This window comes from Psychrobacter sp. NPDC064578 (genome assembly GCF_044901245.1).
GTDB lineage: Bacteria > Pseudomonadota > Gammaproteobacteria > Pseudomonadales > Moraxellaceae > Psychrobacter > Psychrobacter cibarius_C.
This window is the reverse complement of sequence record NZ_JBJDPI010000006.1, coordinates 169,927-185,349: the sequence shown is the minus strand read 5'-3', so window position 1 is coordinate 185,349 and position 15,423 is coordinate 169,927. Positions and strand designations below refer to the sequence as shown.

Here is a 15,423-nt window from a genome sequence, read left to right as displayed (position 1 = left end):
AACGCGCTGGAAAATTGCTGGTTGTTATAGTGGTGTAATGATAGCAGGGTATACGGTCGATATCTTAAACTGACAATCATTTAATTATGGAACACCCTTAAAATAGTGTAACATTTGTTTATTAAAATATTGGAAGATAAAAAGATGAGTTTGTTTCAAACCTTCATCCAGAAAATAGGCATAGTAGTCTTAGTCTTGGGTATAAGTGGTTCAGTATTAGCGGCAGATTTTGAGTCTATTAAAGCATCTGCAGAATCAGGAGATATCAATGCTCAGCTTGAGCTTGCCGAAAGATATGAAGCGCTAGAAAAGTCAAATCGTAAAGTTGTCAACTTTGAACCTCAAGAATTATATTATGAAGGTAAAGCAGTAGATAAAAATGCTAAAGAAGCTTTGAGCTGGTACCTAAAAGCAGCTAACCAAGGTAATGCTGTCGCCCAAGCGAAGGTTGGCGCTATTTATCATAATGGTAGATATGTCAAACTAGATTATTCCAAAGCATTTGAGTGGTATCAAAAAGCGATCAAAGAGAATGTAGCCGAAGCACAGTTTGGCTTAGGGCTGATATATGCTTACGGTAATGAAGTACCTAAAGATCCAGAAAAATCACAATATTGGCTTACAAAAGCAGTAGAACAAAACTATGTTCCCGCTTTATTTAATCTTGCATATGAGTATCATGGTCACTACGACGATCATGAAAGTCAAATAAAAGCGCTTGAACTATTTAAAAAAATGGCTAATGGAGATGACCCAAACGATGAGTATGTTGTTCGTTCTCAGTATGCATTAGGCTCTATGTACTACGATGGTTATGGTACTGGAGAAGATTATCACAAGGCGGCATACTGGTATCAAAAAGCGGCTGAGCACGGACATACTAGCGCGCAAATAGAGCTTGCTAGGATGTACTCTAGAGGTGAGGGTGTAGCTCAAAGTCATGATGAATCTATAAAGTGGTATAAAAAAGCAGCGAATCAAGGGAGTTTGCTGGCGCAGACGGGGCTAGCAATGATGTACTACGATGGTGAAGATGTCGCGCAAGATTATACTCAAGCCTTTAAATGGTTAAATAAAATAGTAGAGAGCGGTAAAGACGACTACTCTATTCAATTGATGCTTGCTTCGTTATATCTCAATGGCGATGGAGTCACTCAAAACGATGCTGAAGCGACCAAATGGTATGCTAAAGCTTGTCAAAACGGTAATCGCTACGGCTGTATTCAATATCGAGAATTAACCCAATAATAGAACAAATCCATATGAAAACAGTCACATTCTGTCTACTAGCCAGCCTAGTTTTAAGCGCTCACGCAGCGGAGATAAAAACCAACTCATCGCTCGATAGTGCTTATCAAGTGGTGAATCAATTTCCGGTAGAGACTGCCTTACTCAATATCTATACTAAAGAAAGCAGTAGAACCTTGTCAGCTATTGTATATGGTCATAAAGAGTCAATTGAAATCAAGGTAACACCAAAAGGAAACCTGACATTTGAAAACGTACTTGTTCAAGGTGCCGAGCAACGCTTCACCTATAGGTACGATGATGAGGTCATCGAAGAATCTATCGGCATCAACTACTTCACCCTTAATCCTTTAACTTTTTACGGTTTTGATAAGCCTTCAGGCAAGTATTCATTAGCGACGCAGACAGCGGTCATTCCTAAAATGGCGAGCATTGGTGATTCAAATCAGTTTGTCACTGAACGTATCTACTTAGATAGTAGCAAAAATACACCAGTTGATTTTTACAACTTAACTTGGTCCCTATCACGTGCCAGCGCAAATACTGCATGGCTCTGTATAGATATTGATATCTATGAAAATTCGTCCGAATGCTATCAGATCGATGGCAGTGGCAATATATTGCAGAGCAAAAAGCGTTTGCAGTATTGGGCAGAAAATAGCTTTGAGATCATAAACTATATGAGTGAATAATGGTGTCAAAGCCACCTTCAGTAAAAACCACTTATCCTTACCACCAAATTTATATGATTTAGACACACAGGCATTCGCGTTTATGATCAACATTTCTTTCATGTCGATAATTAATCGAGTCTGTCATGTATGTGTTCATTGAACAAAAAGTAGCTTGAGCTATATGAATTAAGAATGAAAAATATTATAAATTTTAAGAAGTGATTTGAAATAACACTAAACCCTATTTTGACATCTTAGAATTACAGGTCAATCTGTATCAGGCGTCTGAGCTTTACTTTTCTATTAATAGAACATTTTCGCTCCACTTTCCACTCCCAAGCTATCACCCTAAACTACGTTTCTAGTTATCTTATCCATTCATACACCTACAAACTCTAGCTAAACTCCTAAACTCCCTCAGATAAGATCACCATAGATTGTCTATAAAAGCTCAAAAGCATCACAAGACGTCATCTGATGTCGTATATTTTATGCTTTTGCTTCAAATATTAGCAAATTAGCTTTCAATTGTTTGCTAATCCTCGTAAATTATTAGTAGAGGTCAATACACAGGATATAACGACCAAACCATCAACTCGATATCTCAGTGAGAAATATATGAAATCACTATCGATTGCTAAGCTACAAACACTCAATGTGCTTGTATATCCAGAAATCGTTGGTTTATTTGATATTTATACCTGCCATATTAGACCGCTGCTTGACAGCAAGACTATCGAACTTGAGCAAAGTAATGCTTGCTCGAAACTTACCTCCTTTATAAAAGAGGATAAAAAATGGTTCTTGCTCAATAACTTTGAGCTATTTTATATAGTAAAAAGCCCTTATATTGATTTTGATGTATTAAGACAAGAAGTGGCTGTGAAATACACCTCAAAGAGTCAGTTTGATTTTGGCATCAGTTTTTACGAGCTTATTGACCTCATTGCTCAACATAATAAAAAGATAGATATTAAGCTCGTTTATACGCAGCTAAACGAGCTATTGGATCAAGAAATAAACCAAAAACTATTTTTGCTATTACTACATTTTGTCGGCTTATAAAAATAAATGAGCAGACTTATCATAAACGTCGTCCTACTGGAGTATCGTGATGGCTCAAGATAATGACACCTCACCCAATGAGGAACAATGGCTGTCTGCAAAGACCATTGATTATTTAAAGAGTGAGGAAGCGTTTGTTTACCCAGAAGCTATTATAGATGCTATCTCCACCATCATTATCGCAGTACATGACAGTTATAAACCCTCTAATAATTCTATTGAACCTTTATTAGAGATGACTGTACTAATACTACAAGATGAGCCTATTGCCTCTAAGTATATGCAAATCAGTCGTACTCATTTAGCAGAAAAACCACTGATGATGCAGCTGCTTATCCTAATGCAGAATATTGTCACCAAACAACAATTAGGCCACTCATTGCAACACCTAGTTTGGTTAGCAATAGCAATGCACACTGCAGCTTTACTTATCATTCAAGATAAGAAAACTCATACCAATAATATACTGATGCAGTTTAAGATGGCGCAATTCTCAGCATCTTCTAGGCGCAAATGGCTTTGGAACGCACTTCCTGACATCTTCCACACTGAGATGAGTATAGAGCGTATATTATCGGTATTTAATAGTCTATTAGATCAGCAAAAAAGCGAACTTGTAGCACTAATCAATGGCCAAGCTACTCATACAGAGAAAGTAAAAAAAGACAAGTCTGACATAAAAGCCAAGCTGAGCCAGATAGATAAAATAACGACTGCCTACCAACACGCACACGACTTGCATGCACCAAAACCTGAACGCAAGAAGCCACCGAAAAATAACAGCATTAAACCCATAAACCTATCCGATGATAAACCAATATATCCTCTCGATTATGAAGCTACAAACTCTAACTGGAATAGCGAGCCTGATAAAGACAATTGGAACACCACACCTGATGATGTCGAACACAGCTCTACCACCATAGACCTAGCATTTCTGGAAGCTAATACCGAAACCTATGAAGGGTTAACGACGAGCTTTGAAGAGCACATCGATCACAATGAATTGCCCTATATCAGCTACGAAAACTATCCAAACCCTCTAGTTAGAAACTCTATACCGCTGCAAACTATCGACTTATCGCTGCAGCAAAACTATATGTCCCAGCGCAACCTTGCGCTCAATTCTAATACACGACTGCTTTCCCTCGCTGGTTACCAATCACTATTTGCCGCACTACACCAAGATGCCAAATCTTTACCAGAGTCAGAGACTAATAAAACCTGCGCTGGTATTTTATTGTTATCAATGCTCACTGGTCTCCCAGTTAAGTCATTACTCATATCAGGCTATATCGGTCACCCTCGTATTTTTAGCATCCATGATAAGAGAGCTTACATTCAGCATAGCCTTGGTATTACTAAGCGGTCCGATAGCCAAACGTTAACAAAGGAAGATTACGAAAATCATTCTGATACTATTAAAACTCCACTTCCGTTATGGCTAATTGATAACCTACTGGCTTGCCAGTTGCCTAGAAAAGAAGAGTTTACGACTTACCTTGCCAACTTGCGTAATAGTCTTGGACTGCCCTACCTTTCGGTCAATCGAATAGAAACAGCGTTACATGTTGTACTCTCTCGCTATACGCCAGATTGTCATTCACATATTGCCGATATCATTTGCCGCACGCCAGCGCCCCATGCTCCAGCGATGTACTATAGCAGCCATACTAGTGAAGGGATCATCGCTCACTATAAGTCGGCGCTAAGTGTACTCAGCAATATAAGTAGTTTTGACTTAGCTTATATCACCCCTTGGCATAAATACACCATAGGCTCTGGGTTTGCACTCAAGCTCGAAACCGTTCGTAACATCATAGATGAGATAAAAACTTGGGTAGATCAAAGTACAAATTATGATGAGCACTTTAATAGAACCAGTATTTTTATATGGTTTATCTTTTGCCTTTTAACGGGTGTGCGACCGAACAACGGTCTTGGCAAGATGTACGATATCGATCTTGATATGGGGTGGCTAGAGATCAACGATAAGCCCGTTAAGAAAGTAAAAAGTGATCGTCTGATACCACTATGCCTCACCCTTGTACGCCATTTGACAGAATATAGAGACTATATAATTGACTATCAGGCTAAGCATCAATTGAAGCATGACATCAGCACTACCATTGATGATATTCGCTTAGGTAACGATGAAGCGTTATTGAAAATTTTGTCTGCAAGTGTAAGTAACCTAAAAGATATTAAGCGCGGTGACACCTATAATTTTACCAAAAACGTTATTGATGCCAACCCTTACTGGACTCGTCACTTTGTGCGTACTCAGCTTGAGAAACGTAGTGTTCAGCTGCCACTCATCAACACTATTATTGGTCATGAAAAATCTCGTCAAGAGGTATTAGGACGTTTCTCATCGAGCAGTAAAAGAGATATAAGACGTGTAGCACCTGTATTTGAGCAGATCGCTGAACAGTTAGGGTTAAACCTTATAGAGATAAACAACTATTCTAAGATAAGCCATATTGAAAGAATATATGCGGGAGTAGACCATGTTGATAGATAATATTCACCTGCCCAAAATCATCGATGGCTTGGCAAACTTTGATGGCAGAAAAAGACGCTACGTGCCTTATCCTTCTGAACTCAAAGACGATAGCCCTAAAAAATACGACATACAGCTACTGGCCGACCTGCAGACTGAGTGGGATTCCCTACAAAGAACTCATCCTGGTAATATTAGGTTCACCAAATCTTTTGACAAATATTACGAACAAGTACTTTGGCCAAGTAATGGCACCTTTTTAGTTATACCAAGCCCTATAAGTTTTGCTGATGAGTTATGGTTATTACAGAGTCAAGAACTAGACCAATTTCAGCGTGACTTTGATAATAAACTAAAACCCTTATCTAACGAAGGGTTCGATAAGTTTCAAGTTGTTGTTCAAGACAAAATTTCTAAAGCCTATAAAACAACCAAAAAATTAACACAAGCATGGCAAACTATTAGTCAATTTATTGATTATCAAAATCAATATTACATGCTTGCAAAACACTATTACCCTAAGATTGTCGCGCCGCAGCCCACAAAGTTCAATCCATTGATTATTAATAACGACTGGGTCAAAAATGGCAAGTCACTGGTCAAGATTATTCGTGTCGCACAAACACACTGGAATCAAACAGCTGCTTATAGCCAAGATCAGATCTTAGGCTGGCTGATATTTTCAGGGATTGTGTATGGTGGTATTAATGAAATACAGATGCTCCAAGGGTGGCTTACCTCATTGCTCGCCAAAAAACATCAGCCATTCATCAAAGAAAGGATAGTAATCTCACCGCGCTTTGTGCAAAAGCGCTTTGGTAATGAACGAGAAGAAGAAAGTGACAAGCTTTATAACACCAAGCAAATCGTCGTAGATGTAGTCAGTCAGTGTTGGCTGATCCGTTACCATAAAAACAGCAGTCAAACAGATATCAATCATATCATTGACAAGCTGTCAGCAGATAAGATTGAGCTATACTTGACCACTGTTTTATCTGACCTAATAAAGCCTTTAAATATTAAACCCCTCTCCTTTTCAAAATTTTTATATTACGCAAGCTACCACTGGGAGATGCTCGATGGCGCTGATATTGATCATGCTGCAGTTGGTATACTTCGAGGTATGCATAACACTGCTGGACTGAGCACGCAGGATTTTGATAATTTTTTGAACCAAAAATATCAACATAAAGTTGAGCACTATAATCTAGAACATATTTTAGCGCTATCTATCAGTAAAAGCTCTATTGCTCAAAAAGAGACGGCCAACATTTCTACCAAAAAAATAGAGGTTAGAAAGTCTGATTTGATTATGAGTCTCACTAAAGACTTTAAAATAGATAAAAAATATGCAAAGAAAAAATCCAATAGCAATCCGTACACAATTATCGAAAGAGTACAAAAACGCTATAAGCAATATGATGACTTAAGTGAAAAGATTTTATTAGATTGGGTGCTCAGTTTACTCAATCGAAAAGAGTCAAAATCACTTAGTAATGAGTCTATTTTGAAATATATTAGAACCATAGGCTATGAGTGGTTGTATTTCACAACAGCGCAACCGCTTGATATTTGGTCAGAGGAAGAGTTTGAGGAACTTTATGAAGATATTTTAGAGTACAAAGCTGTCGTACGGAACAATACTGACATTGGATACTCTGCCAATTTATTGAAGAGTATGCACAACTTTGCTAAGAGCAAATACAATTTACCCTCCGTGAACTTTCAACAGTCGAAAAACGGTCGGCGTGTACGTGCCGAGCTGATATCACCGCAAGCGTACCAAACCATTATCACGCAAATACTGGGTTCTATAGATATACTAGAGCGGGAGATATTCGCGCTTTTATTTATCTTAGTCTATCGTACTGGCATGCGCAAAAAAGAGCTGTTGGGACTTAAGTATAATGACATCGAAGGCTTAAAAACAGCTGTACCATCAGTGATAATCAGGCCCAATAGCTATCGTCCAACCAAGACTCAAAGTAGTATTCGCCGCGTTCCCTTATTTGCCTTCCTCAAACCTAATGAACTGAATTTTTTTATTAACTTTGTGCAGAGTAATATTGGCGACAGTTCAAACAAATTTATCTTTACCTTATCATCGGATCAGCGCCCTATTGATGACCATGTTCCGTTGCAGTTACTCAAACGAGTTTTAAAAGACATATCGGTAGATGATAATGTCGCAACGCATACCTTTCATGGTTTTAGGCATACGGCAGTGAGTAACCTATCTTTAGCGCTATTAGGTCATCCAGATCTCGTAAAAGCCCTCACCGATTATGACGAAAAAGACATATTGCGTATAAAAAAAGGCCTACTTGGGGAGCATATAAATGCACAAGATCGTTGGTACGCTCTATCGGGTATTATGGGGCACTTATCGCCTGAGCGTAGCTTTGAGTATTACAATCACTTTGCTACTCTGATGGCTACTTATGCGTTGAGTGTTGTTGACATCGGACTACCCAAGCAAACACTGTGCAACATTACCGAATTCCCTCCTAGAAGGATTGAGGATAATGCTGACATTACTGCTAATGGCATAGTCAGCATACCTAGCATGCGTACACTTTTATTTAAAAATATTATAGAAGGCAAACGCAAGTCACCGAAATTCACGATCGAGAACTGTGATAAGCGATTTCTCTTGAGTACAAATACGCCAGCCACTGATGAACTGTTTGGTCGTTATGGTCTAAACCGAGTACAGCTGCTACTACAGACCTATGATAAAGAGATGCCTTTAAGTAAAGCAGCCCAGTTAGCAAATATTTCTATTCATGATGCAAACATTTTAATAGAACGTGCGAGCGAGGTTGCCGCTATCACTACCAAACGCGGCAAACCTCGCTTTGTAAAGCTATCCGATTCAAATAATTCCGTACTGAGTCCACTGAACATTCAATACCAAAGTGATTTAAGATTACTATCGCTTTTGTTAAGTAATGCCTACCGTCTACGAGAAAAGTCAGGGGCTGACTGGACTTGGTTTATTGAGATATGTAGTCAAAAACTGTCTAGTAGCAGAGCATACCTACCATTTAGAAAAGGAGATGAGAAAGAGTTGCAACGTTTCATTGATATTGCTAAGAAACTGCTGCCTCTGAAACGTTGGCTAATGAGTAGCAACGAAGCCTTGTTGATGAAAAATATGTCACCTAACGATTATCAAGATATTAAGCAGCAATCTAACGACTCGATAGAAGCTATTCATATTGGTATTGCTAGCCGAGATCCTAGAGATCAAACCAACAAATGGCAGTATTCGCCCCTACTACGGTTTTTTGTGCATATGATGCTAATTACTGATGAGAGGCTAGTTATTAATGATAGTCAGACATAATCATTATTGAATAAGCGCACTCAATGCTTTACAAAAATTGACTAAAACCCTATATCCTGACACCTATTATTTTTTATCATCACCGCAATGACCTTATATCAGAGTTATTCAAAACGATAACGAAACCATTCCATCCATCATCGTCTCCACACCTCCTTTAATGATCTATGCGGTCAAATCCGTAGACATTAACTTGGCAGATTTTAGTTATCCCACCTAATATAATAATAAAAAAAACGCTACCCGATAATTAATCAGATAACGCTTTCCTTATTACTTGTCTAAACTATGTTAAACACTAACGCTCACCCAAGCCTTCAGAAAAGGTTTTGGTTAATGGCTTAGTCAGATAGGACAGCACTGAACGCTGTTGCGCTTTGATATCGACTGAAGCAGTCATACCAGGTCTAATGATAATTTCATCGCGACGCGCAGCAAACTCAGCACCGGTAATTTTTATTTGTACGCGATAATATGGCTCCTCTCCTTTGGGTGTTTGCTCAATCAAAGTATCTGGACTGATATAGGTCACCTTACCCGTCATAGCACCAAAGATAGAGTAATCATAAGCATCAAGCTTAACGCTAGCGACTTGATTCTCTTTGACATAAGCGATATCCACTGGACTAACTTTAGCTTCGACGATCAGGTCGCTACTGGTGGGCAATATCTCCATAATAACCTCACCAGGTTTCACAACGCCGCCAATAGTGGTAATTAAGATATTATTTACCTTGCCCTCAGTTGGAGCAAATAGCTTGGTCTCTTCCAATACTTGTGAATGATCACGCAGCTGCTCAAGCTCAGTATCCAGCTCTTCTTGTGCTTTGGTCATTTCCGATTGTGCTTCTTCAAAGTACTTGTTTCGCTTATTGGTAATTTGTGCTTGGATCTCAGCAACTTGTCGGCGCAGTTTAATCACGTCAGCTTGGCTGACATCACCATATTCTAACAGTGGTTCATTCATACTGAGCTCTTGCTGAGCCAGTACCATCATATTCTGTAGCGAGCTGACATCTTGATCAATGGCTTGCCGACGGCGGTTATATAGTTGGGTTTGGTTTTCTACGTATTCGCTATAGTTTTTGATTCCATCTGGAAACTTAAGCGGCTTTTCAAATATTTCTGCTTCAAGGCGAGATAACTTGGCTCTTAGCGCGGCGATCTTCGAACTTGAATTAGCGAATGCCGCTTGCGCCCGCTCTTCTTCTAGTGTGACAACCAGTTGTCCCTTAGTGACATCCTCTCCTTCTCGCACTAATATTTCAGTCAATACACCACCCTCAACTGCTTGAATATCCTGCGTTCTAGCACTGGCGATAACCGTTGCTGTGGCACGGGTTACTTGATCAATTTGAGCAAAATAGGCCCAAACTACCAAGACGATTACCCCTATAAGTGCACCCCAAATAATAATACGGGTACGCCCAACTTTAGGATCATGAGACTTATGCTGATAGTTATTCATTATCTTGTCCTACATCATCTGGGTTATTGCGAACATCGGTGGCTAGCGAGGTATTAGAGGTATTGCTAATGACTTTAACTTTAGACTTACTCACCTTAATTGAGGTTTTATTTTTATTTTCTTGATCATCATTACCTTTTAGTTGTTTAAGCACTTGCTCTTTTGGTCCATCCATCACTATTTTCTGATTGTCCATGATAATAATACGATCGACCAATTGTAATAACGGCATCTTGTGAGTAGCTACAATGAGAGTCGAGCCTTGTCCAAACTCTTTACTAAGCACATTGATACATTGCAACTCTTGACGGTTGTCCATCGATGCCGTCGGCTCATCCATCAATAAAATCGTTGGCTTGGTCAGCAGTAAGCGAGTGAAAGCGACCAGTTGTTTTTGACCACCAGATAGCCCTTTACCACCCTCACTAATAGGTAGATCCAAACCACTGGAGTGGCTAGCCACCAGCTTAATCAACCCCGTCTTTATTAGAGCGTCACGCATCACATCATCACTTGGCGCAGGTAGCCCAATCAATAGGTTTTCTCTTAGCGTGCCCTCAAACAGACGATGGTCTTGTTGTAAGTAGCCGATCTGTTCACTAAGAGACTCGCGGCTAATCTGTTGAATATCCAGTCCATCTAGCAGTATTCGACCCTGCGTTGGGGCATATAACCCTGACAGTACTTTTAATAACGTCGACTTACCTGAACCAATAGCGCCCAAAATTGCAATACGCTCGCCCGCTGTGATATATAGTTTATTAATGGCTAATGCTGGCTGCTCATTGTCTTGGTAATTAAAAGTCACTTTTTCTAAGTCAAAACTACCAGCAATATGACTGGGCGACAAGGGATGCGCCACGCCATGATTGTCTTGTTGTAATGAAAAAAGCTGTTCGATATTCAGTTTTGCAGCTTTCGCATGTGAATGCTGTACCAGTAAATTGGGGATACTCATGACAGGTGCTAAGATACGCCCTCCTAAAATAGAACAGGCAATCAACCCGCCCATAGTCATATCACCTGACATCACTACGAACGATCCAACAATAACAATGCCGACATAGCTTGTCTGCTGAACCATCTGTGACAGATAGCTTAAGTTGTCATTGGCATGCTTCATATCCAAATCATTTTTGGTCGTAATATTCATTACATCAAGCCAACGGGATAAAAACTTCCAATTACCCGAACCAGCCTTAATGGTTTCAATACCCTCGACTGTTTCAACCAAAATACCAGTTTTACGATAAGAGGCTGAGGCACCAACGGCCGCGATACTATCAATTTTTTTGCGTGCAGCAAACCCCAATGCAATAGCAATAATCGCCGCTACAATAGGTACTAAAGCCACTAAAGGATTACCAATAACGATGATCAAGGCTACAAAAATGATTGCCATCGGAATATCGACCAATCCAAACAAAGTACTCGCTGTATAAAAACCACGAACTTGCTCGTAACCCCGGAGCTGCGCGGCCATTGAACCCACCGACCCTGGCATTTGGTCAATCCGAACACTCAGAAGCCGCTGAAATACTTCTCGAGACAAGTGTTGATCAAGGTTGACCACTACTTTATCCATAATCTTTGAGCGCGCAAACTTCATAAATGTTTCAAATAAAATAACTAAACCGACACCACTTGCCAGAATGATTAAAGTGTATTCACTGCGAGTTGGAATGACTCGGTCATAGACCTGCATCGAAAATAGTGATACTGCTAACGCTAGCATATTAATCAAAAGTGATGCGACTACCGCTTCAATAACAATACCACGATAGTTTTTTAGATCTTTTTTAAGTATTTGATCAAATGATAACTGTTTGCGTTTGCTCGGCTCGCTTTCTAAGCGGATACGCAATAATTGTGTAAACGCATCACTTGGATGAACACTAATTTGCTCAGACTGACTAAACTGCCATAATCCTTGAGGGTTTTGTTGTTCAATGACCCCCCAACCTTGCGACGAATGTAATGCCAATAAGGGTAAAAAGGCAGCATCTGGCATCGGTAATGATTCTGGTAGCTGATCCACCCCTAACTGTTCTAGCACCTTTACAATGCTTGCCAGTGTCATTAGTTCTGTCTGCTGATGAAGCACCCCGTAAAGACGCAACTTATCAATGGGATAACCTTGCTGAGTGAGCAAAGTGTGCAGCGAGAAAGCCAATTGCTCAATCTCATTACTGACTTGCTCTTTCACCTGTTCATCAGTTTCAGGCGTCAAAAATTGCAAAGTAGAATTTTCCATCAGCTCACTATCAGAGGCTTGGTCACTCGAAGCTGGAATAGGGTTATTCATGATAAGTACATCCTACTGATTAACGGGTTTTTAGATAAACAAGTGCAAAAAATACAAGACAGCTTATTTATTCATAGAGGCTTTGCGATAGGCTCAAGGGCTCTCTATCAGCAAACCTGTATTGGAATCAATCATATCAGGGTCATTAGAGATGGTATTCGAAAACCCATCAGATGCATCTTTAATAGAGTAGGTCACCATCTCTTGATTTTTCATACCTACAGGTTGAATCACCGCTCTATTGGATGTTTGCTGCGCAACATGCTGACCATTAAGCCATTTCTTTACGGGATCTATTGGGTGGAATATAGGTTCAGGCTGGCGACTTTGGTTAAACTGTTGCCATGACATCATGCCAAAATCAACTTGCAGTTTATAATAAGCAGCAATGATAGATGCTCGGGTGTCAACCAATTGTGCCTGATACTGGGAGTGCTCACGAACCGCATTCAGCACCTCAAGCCAAGACTTACGACCAGCGATGAATTGACGACGGTACGAGCTGACCACAATCTGAGCACCTGCAACTGCTGCTATCAATGAGCGCTCTTGATCTTTAGCACTGGCAAACTGTTGATACTGGGTCTGTATGGTCTCAAGTACCAAGCGCCTAGAAGCCTCTTTTGATTGAACAAGACTATTGACGCGTGATTCTGATGCTCTTGCAAGGGCTAAGTTAGATAGCCCTGCCCCTGGATCATAACTGAGCCCTACTGAGAACTCTCCACCATTATCCTTATCTTTATCACTCTCATGATAATAATCATACTCGTATTGTGCGTATATTATCGGATAGCGAGAGGACTGCAAAGACTTCAGCCCTTGCTTGGCCGCCTCAACTTGATAACTCTCTTTTACCACAGTAGGATTATAAAAACTGGCTTGATCAAAGGCTAGCTTCTCAAAAGTTTGGGAATAACTTCTGGCGCGTGCAACCATTTCACTTAAGTTTGGAACGGGTAGTTCTATCGCTGACACCTTACGACCGGTAATTTGCTCTAAACGAGCCATAGCGATACGTTGCTGCTCGACAGCAGACTGATAGGAGTTTTGTTCTTGCAAAATACGGTTAGTCACCAAGTCCATCTCAATGCGAGCGGAGACTCCTTGGCTAACACGCCGTTGCATCATGGCTTCAAACTCAGCAAGCAACTGCAAATTGTCATAATAGACTTGTTGTTTTGATAAAGCCGTAATATAGCTTTGCCACGCCTCTATCGTCGTTTTAGCCACTTGGTTTTGTTGCTCGTAGACATATTCTGTCGCCGCTTTATCATCAAATATCGCTTGATTAACATTGGCGGTCAGCTTGCCTCCTGTCCATAATGACTGGCGGAGCTGAAACTGGGAGACCATGCCGTCATCACGATCATAACCTGATGAAAAAGTAGGAGCAGGCAACAAACTAAGCTTCGCTGCACTAATGCTTTCAGTAGTCGCCTGTTGCTCTGCTCTTGCTGAACCCACCATAGGGTGAGTTTGAATCGCTTGATTAATAAGTGCATCCATATGCGCATCAGCGCTTGCTAACGCAGCACTGGATACCGTCATAAGTAGCAAACTTACATGTATACTATGGCATATTTTTTTTATGATATAACACCTCTTAGGCAACATATTTTTTGACAAGTTATTTTGGTAAACAGTCATCCAGTTACCTCAGTTTTATTTTGAGAGAATAAAAATTTTAGATGTTATATAGTAAGGTATGAAAATACTATCGTTAAATTTAGACATATTAAATACACGCTTTGTCAAAGCCTTAACTCATGATTGTAAGACAACTAAATCTAAGCATAAATTTAAAAATATTTCCAACTAACTGCCAACATAGATTCTTTTTTTATATTGATAGTTGAATACTCGCAGACAGCTTTAATGATTATAATCGCTGAAAAGGCCCTGCTCGCACATCCACAAACTACGAGTATGATGTTTAATTAATGGATTAAAAACTAGTGATGCCTTCATTACCACCTATTTCAACTAAAAAACAAAAAAACAGGAGCATGATAGCAATTGTGATGGCTATCATGCTCCATATTTTGATTGCAGTTATTGTCTATTTCAGTGTTTTTGATAAAAAAATTTCATCAACACTAGGGTCTGTATCAGATACTAATAGGCACCCTATATTAAAAGCTACAGAAGTAAAGCCACAAATATTACCTGCACTAATAGAAAACAAAAAGTCGCAAGCTCCCCAGTCTTCTGAACCGATAAGTAACTACGATACAACCAACTCTTATAAAGTAGCAACTGATACTCAACGTAAATTAATAAATACAACTGTGGAGATAACCACTAAGGAAGCAATACCCGTAAATAACACTCAAAGCCAAGCACAAGAAAAAAAATCAGTAGTGAGTCCGACAGACGAATCATCTATAGGGTCAATACCTGACAATCAAAACAATCGTGCTGAGTATACGCTTAAGCAGACCAAAGAATATGAAGCTCTAGATGCTGAGATCGATAAAGACAATGAACAGCTCTCAAAGTTGATCATTGAAGTCAAAAAGCATAATCAAAGTCAAATTCAACAATATCAGCTTCCTAGTGGCAATATTAATAATCAACCAACAGTTGAGTACGGTTACCCTATTACTCCCATCACCCCTTAACTGCCAAAAAAAGAACTCGGCTGTTGAGGCTTCAAACGCAGATAGATAAAAGTTTGCATCATTCACACTAAAAGCCTTGATTATCTAAAGCTTTTAGTGTGAATGATGCCATATTAATGCAAGAATTAATAATATAAGGTGCGCTTTGATAGCCGCACCTTATATCCATATTTTCAAGTTTCAGTCA

The 15,423-nt window shown here is 39.6% G+C and carries 9 protein-coding genes; 6 read left to right on the top strand and 3 right to left on the bottom strand.

Features of this window, described 5'->3' with window-relative positions:
- The first annotated feature begins 144 nt into the window (after positions 1 to 144).
- The 5 genes from ACI2JM_RS08930 (at position 145) to ACI2JM_RS08910 (ending at position 8,839) form a co-directional block, all read left to right on the top strand.
- Positions 145 to 1,248 (top strand): SEL1-like repeat protein, encoded by a 1,104-nt coding sequence (locus ACI2JM_RS08930; protein WP_404643650.1) that lies wholly within the window; start codon positions 145 to 147, stop codon positions 1,246 to 1,248.
- A 14-nt stretch (positions 1,249 to 1,262) separates the two neighbouring features.
- Complete coding sequence (locus tag ACI2JM_RS08925; protein WP_404643648.1) at positions 1,263 to 1,940, top strand: hypothetical protein; 678 nt, start codon at positions 1,263 to 1,265, stop codon at positions 1,938 to 1,940.
- Between the two features lie 600 nt (positions 1,941 to 2,540).
- Complete coding sequence (locus tag ACI2JM_RS08920) at positions 2,541 to 2,987, top strand: hypothetical protein (RefSeq protein ID WP_404643646.1); 447 nt, start codon at positions 2,541 to 2,543, stop codon at positions 2,985 to 2,987.
- Positions 2,988 to 3,036: 49 nt separating this feature from the next.
- The gene (locus ACI2JM_RS08915) at positions 3,037 to 5,511 is read left to right on the top strand and encodes a hypothetical protein (protein WP_404643644.1); all 2,475 of its coding nucleotides are present in this window, start codon (positions 3,037 to 3,039) and stop codon (positions 5,509 to 5,511) included.
- Positions 5,498 to 8,839 (top strand): tyrosine-type recombinase/integrase, encoded by a 3,342-nt coding sequence (locus tag ACI2JM_RS08910; protein ID WP_404643642.1) that lies wholly within the window; start codon positions 5,498 to 5,500, stop codon positions 8,837 to 8,839. Before ACI2JM_RS08915 ends, ACI2JM_RS08910 begins: the two co-directional genes overlap by 14 nt.
- Positions 8,840 to 9,137: 298 nt before the next feature.
- On the opposite strand, the gene ACI2JM_RS08905 is transcribed toward ACI2JM_RS08910, so the two are convergent.
- The 3 genes from ACI2JM_RS08905 to ACI2JM_RS08895 all read right to left on the bottom strand — a co-directional run bounded on the left by ACI2JM_RS08905 (position 9,138) and on the right by ACI2JM_RS08895 (position 14,163).
- Positions 9,138 to 10,307, bottom strand: coding sequence for an HlyD family efflux transporter periplasmic adaptor subunit (locus ACI2JM_RS08905; protein ID WP_060491563.1), 1,170 nt, complete (start codon positions 10,305 to 10,307; stop codon positions 9,138 to 9,140).
- Positions 10,300 to 12,612 (bottom strand): type I secretion system permease/ATPase, encoded by a 2,313-nt coding sequence (locus tag ACI2JM_RS08900; protein WP_227678128.1) that lies wholly within the window; start codon positions 12,610 to 12,612, stop codon positions 10,300 to 10,302. The genes ACI2JM_RS08905 and ACI2JM_RS08900 overlap by 8 nt, the downstream gene beginning before the upstream one ends.
- Before the next feature lie 93 nt (positions 12,613 to 12,705).
- A complete protein-coding gene (locus ACI2JM_RS08895) occupies positions 12,706 to 14,163 on the bottom strand; it encodes a TolC family protein (protein ID WP_404643640.1) in 1,458 nt (485 codons plus the stop codon).
- 410 nt (positions 14,164 to 14,573) lie between these two features.
- On the opposite strand from ACI2JM_RS08895, the gene ACI2JM_RS08890 reads away from it, so the two are divergent.
- A complete protein-coding gene (locus tag ACI2JM_RS08890; protein WP_404643638.1) occupies positions 14,574 to 15,236 on the top strand; it encodes a hypothetical protein in 663 nt (220 codons plus the stop codon).
- The last annotated feature ends 187 nt before the right edge of the window (positions 15,237 to 15,423 follow it).

What these genes read in the sequence shown, in the direction of transcription:
- ACI2JM_RS08930 (WP_404643650.1), top strand. Translation starts at nt 145, where the DNA reads ATGAGTTTGTTTCAAACCTTCATCCAGAAAATAGGCATAGTAGTCTTA.
- ACI2JM_RS08925 (WP_404643648.1), top strand. Translation starts at nt 1,263, where the DNA reads ATGAAAACAGTCACATTCTGTCTACTAGCCAGCCTAGTTTTAAGCGCT.
- ACI2JM_RS08920 (WP_404643646.1), top strand. Translation starts at nt 2,541, where the DNA reads ATGAAATCACTATCGATTGCTAAGCTACAAACACTCAATGTGCTTGTA.
- ACI2JM_RS08915 (WP_404643644.1), top strand. Translation starts at nt 3,037, where the DNA reads ATGGCTCAAGATAATGACACCTCACCCAATGAGGAACAATGGCTGTCT.
- ACI2JM_RS08910 (WP_404643642.1), top strand. Translation starts at nt 5,498, where the DNA reads ATGTTGATAGATAATATTCACCTGCCCAAAATCATCGATGGCTTGGCA.
- ACI2JM_RS08905 (WP_060491563.1), bottom strand. Translation starts at nt 10,307, where the DNA reads ATGAATAACTATCAGCATAAGTCTCATGATCCTAAAGTTGGGCGTACC.
- ACI2JM_RS08900 (WP_227678128.1), bottom strand. Translation starts at nt 12,612, where the DNA reads ATGAATAACCCTATTCCAGCTTCGAGTGACCAAGCCTCTGATAGTGAG.
- ACI2JM_RS08895 (WP_404643640.1), bottom strand. Translation starts at nt 14,163, where the DNA reads ATGACGGTATCCAGTGCTGCGTTAGCAAGCGCTGATGCGCATATGGAT.
- ACI2JM_RS08890 (WP_404643638.1), top strand. Translation starts at nt 14,574, where the DNA reads ATGCCTTCATTACCACCTATTTCAACTAAAAAACAAAAAAACAGGAGC.